Genomic DNA, 3,903 nt, shown 5'->3' on the forward strand with positions numbered 1-3,903 from the left:
GTCGAGAGCGCCTGCAGCGTCGTGGACGTCAGTCCGTTCATCTGCGTTGCGGTCAGGCTTTCGAGTTGTGTCGACGACAACGTCTTAATCACCTGGCCGCTCTCAGTATTTACTGCAAGAGCGAAATTGGTAAGAGCAGAGGACGTCAAACCGCTTATGGCGTTAGTAGAAAACGCGACAATCTGAGCTGTATGAAGTGCTTTGATCTCGCTTGTCGTGAATGCAGCGATCTGGGTTGCTGAAAAAGCCGCCATCTGCGCGCTGGTGAGCGACGCTACGTCGTCAGTGCTCAAGCCTTGGATCTGAGATGTAGAAAGGCTGGCGATCAAGGACGGCGAAATAGTTGTAATTGAACTCATCGGTCAGCTCCGGACGCACAAGGAATTTTCGACGAACCAACCAACGACAAGCCTCGTCATCGATCTGATCGACTTCCACGAACACCGGTGCGTCTTGCTCATGACAGCGCGGATATACCGTTGCGCATAAGCAGGGCGATTTCATTTCGCCCCATAGGACCCATACAAGCCTCGTTCGGCTTCGACACGAATGTGCCGCAATTTCATTAAGAAACCCCTAGCAAGCGAACGCGATATGAGGGCACTTGTCATCAAGACTGATTTTTTTAAAGACCGGTAATGCGCAGCCCAATCACCGATTACAAGGCTGTTGAAGAAGGCTTGAATTAGGCGTGTACGTACGACGTCGCATTGGAATGCCGACGTTGTGGACTTATGAACAGGTAGCTCGCGATGCTTGCGCTGCCTTGTTACGGCATTGGCTGGCATGCTTGCACCGCGATCAGAGCGTCTCCATCAGCAATTTCGGCAGGCAGATGAGGTTGTAGGCGGCGGCTGCAAAGGTGAAAGCCCAGCCGACGCGGTCGGTCCCGCGTAGCATCGGCCGCTGCATGCCGCCGATTGTCTTCATCCAGCCGAAGGCTTCCTTGATCCGCTTGGGGAAACGCTGCTCGCTGCGTAGCCGGGATGGCGCGTGGTGCGCCTGTCTACCGCCGAACGCCGCGTCGTGTTCTGCGCCACGTGCGGCCACGCGTTCATCGTCTTTGTTCACGAAGTCGGCCGCATCGTAGCCCTTGTCGGCAGCGAGCGTCACGGCGACGGGACGATCGGCGTGGGGCTCGATCATCGCCAGGGCCGCGACGCGCCCGGCATGGCTGCCCGCTTGCGTCAGACAGGCATCGACGATCAACCCGCAGCAATTCTCCCTCAGCGCATGGCCGAGAAAGGCCAGCCTCGCCTCCATCCCCGCGCCGTTGCGGTAAAGCTTGGCGTCAGGCTCGGTCGTACTGGCATAGGTCGCGTTGGAGCGTGTCTGGCCGCGAATGCCCGTCTCGACTTTGCGCCCACCAGACGGTGGCGGCGAAGGATCATCCGGTCCTTCGAGCGGCTTGAAACTCTTCATCGACGCGGCAGCGAAGAAGTGCAAAGGCTCGGAACAAGCAATCATCTCACCTCTTGCAAACGCGCTGCGGCCTATACGCGCGAGACGCCATAGGAAAGTTGGTCCAATCGCGTTCGCTCGTCCATGTCAGCGTAACAACATTATCTGAATATCGTCATCGGAGGCGGCGGCCACGGCTTTTGGGATAAAAGCCGGCCTTACGCCAGCGTTTGAAGCAATCGAAGCGGGCCGGGCGAGGGCCATAGCGACCCGCCAGATCATCCTATGGCACGCCCGTGCGGCTACACCGGAAAATACCGTTCAGCACACGGCGGTTCATTAACGCGAGGCTCGCAGATCAACTTCTGTGGCCACATCGGCGCGATCACCGACCAGTAGAAGTTTGCTAAAACAAAAGCTGCCCTTGATCCGATCCTCCGCTACAAAGTCGGGATTGAATCAACATCAAGGCAATCCGCAAATCCAATTTATGGGTCAATAACCTATGGATTACAGAAGCCTAGACGGCAGTGCCGGCGTGCGCCTGCCGTCAGGCGCACGCCCCCGGCCGCCAGGAGGTATCATCCTCCTCGCTCAAGTTATAGAGCCTTTCCAAGTCCGCCTTCGAGCAGTGCAGAACGTCCATTGCATCAATACCTGCTGCAAGAATGAGCGAAGCCATTGTTACCGGTCGTTCCGAAATCGAAGCCACAGATTCTTGTGTCTTACCGTTTGGGAGGCTTCTTGAACTCAATATCTTTTTTGCGAATGCCGCCGTAATAAGCCCCTCCTCAATGAGGTATTGCATGATCGTTTCAGTAGGCACCATCCATCTCTTTGAGAGAAGCGAAATATTGACATCGTTTACAGGCATTTTTTTCATCTCTCCACATAAGGAGCCTTTCGAATACAATACTCTCTCCGCAAATACCTGGGCATTTTCATATGATTTGTCTCCGCCAGCTAATATTGTCAGAAGATGAAAGAATTCTCTCGCTAAAGCGAGTCTCATGTCACCTATCGGCGCTTTTTGGTTGAGAAATATGCAGGCCGGAAAGTCATTGGCTCGCAACGTTACACCGTCTATCGGCCCTTCAAAATTGCAACCCACAACAAAAACACCAATACTTTCAATGTATTTCACCAGACCTAATGTAGGTCCATCAGTACGGAAAAGCTTTTCTTTGATATAATCAGCAGTCTTAGCTGGGTTATGAGAGAAATCGATTAGGCTTTCGATTATTTGGGGATCGCCCTCTCTCCGGACAAGATCCAATTGCTTGAGATGAAATAGTCTAAGATTGGCATCAAGGTAGGTTTCTTCTTTTGCTTTGTTCCTGAGCCGCTCCATCGAACACCCTCTAACTTGTATGGTAGACGGCGATTCCGTAATATAGTATTTCTGCAGGAAGAAGGAGCAAGGAAGATTGAGCTGCATTGCCAGTGCGTCAGTCTTGATCGAACTTCTTATCACCTGCCCACGTTCTAACCTTGAGTATTCTGAGCGATCAATACCCAAGGGCGTCATAAGTTCTTGTTGGCTAAGCCGGCGCAGATTTCTAGCCAACGCCAACATGCTATGGTTGAGCTTCCTCTGATTCGAGCTCAACTGATTTTGAACCGTCGGCGCCCTTGTGAACGCGTCAACCAGTTTGGTGGCATATTTGATCATTTACCCTCTGCTCTGTACGCCAATCCAGGTTAACCTGTTGTTAATTCAAGATAGTTAATTGTACGTTACGACGTGGGTCACAGAGTACAACCAAAAGGCAGATTGATGAAAAATGTCCTCTCCACATTGAGAAGAATGGGGTTCAGCGATATTTCTGCGATCTGCCAGAACGAAGCGCAGCTGTTCTACCTCGCTATATTTATGAAGGCGCAATTAAATGATTGTCTAGTCAGCGAAGTTTACCCAAATGAAACTTGGTTGGCGGAGCAGGCTTTCGCCACTTTATCCAAAGCGGGAGAAATGGGAGATAGCCGCAAAGAATGCCCTGAGACACAGAAACAATTAGAGACCCTTATTGATGGATATCGAGTATTCTTAAGTAGCTCTATGAATTTATCGACCGCTAAAATGGCAAAAGCGATCGAAATATTAATGGCGCCCTTTCAAGCAAAAAACCTTCGAACGGACTTTGATTTTTCCCCAAAAGCGTATGCACCTATTGATGCTACTCCCTCGTCCGCACAAATGGATGAATAGTGTCCCCGGAGACTTTATTTAACCCGCTTTTTTAGAATACTACGATACAGCTTATCGAGATAGGAAGTTTTTGGTATGTTAGAGAGATATGCATTGACGGCTAAAGCCCGAGGAGGTTAATCTACCCAACGCTGCAGAGATTTGGCATGTCGTCATCCGCCAATACAATCGGCAAATTACTTGCTAGCTAGTCACATGAATCTAAAGTTCGTGGCATAGTGTCTGCTCGGTTTTGTGACAAAAGCGTTTCACCGAGGCGAGGATCTCGTCGGCGGATTTTGTCCATCGATACG

3 protein-coding genes and 1 pseudogene are annotated in these 3,903 nt (G+C 51.2%); 1 reads left to right on the forward strand and 3 read right to left on the reverse strand.

Annotated features, from left to right (window positions below):
• From GSQ79_RS19815 to GSQ79_RS19825, 3 genes and pseudogenes are all read right to left on the reverse strand, one after another.
• Positions 1 to 359, reverse strand: a 359-nt coding sequence (locus GSQ79_RS19815) for a hypothetical protein (RefSeq protein ID WP_210253147.1), incomplete at its 3' end; no start/stop codon positions are given.
• 442 nt (positions 360 to 801) lie between these two features.
• Positions 802 to 1,434: pseudogene (locus GSQ79_RS19820) on the reverse strand (IS5/IS1182 family transposase); the annotation flags it as partial.
• Positions 1,435 to 1,951: 517 nt separating this feature from the next.
• On the reverse strand, positions 1,952 to 3,073 hold the full coding sequence (locus tag GSQ79_RS19825) for a hypothetical protein (RefSeq protein ID WP_158810392.1): 1,122 nt from the start codon (positions 3,071 to 3,073) through the stop codon (positions 1,952 to 1,954).
• A 105-nt stretch (positions 3,074 to 3,178) separates the two neighbouring features.
• On the opposite strand from GSQ79_RS19825, the gene GSQ79_RS19830 reads away from it, so the two are divergent.
• On the forward strand, positions 3,179 to 3,610 hold the full coding sequence (locus GSQ79_RS19830) for a hypothetical protein (protein ID WP_158810393.1): 432 nt from the start codon (positions 3,179 to 3,181) through the stop codon (positions 3,608 to 3,610).
• The last annotated feature ends 293 nt before the right edge of the window (positions 3,611 to 3,903 follow it).

The sequence above is a fragment of the Beijerinckia sp. L45 genome, assembly GCF_009765775.1.
Taxonomy (GTDB): domain Bacteria; phylum Pseudomonadota; class Alphaproteobacteria; order Rhizobiales; family Beijerinckiaceae; genus RH-AL1.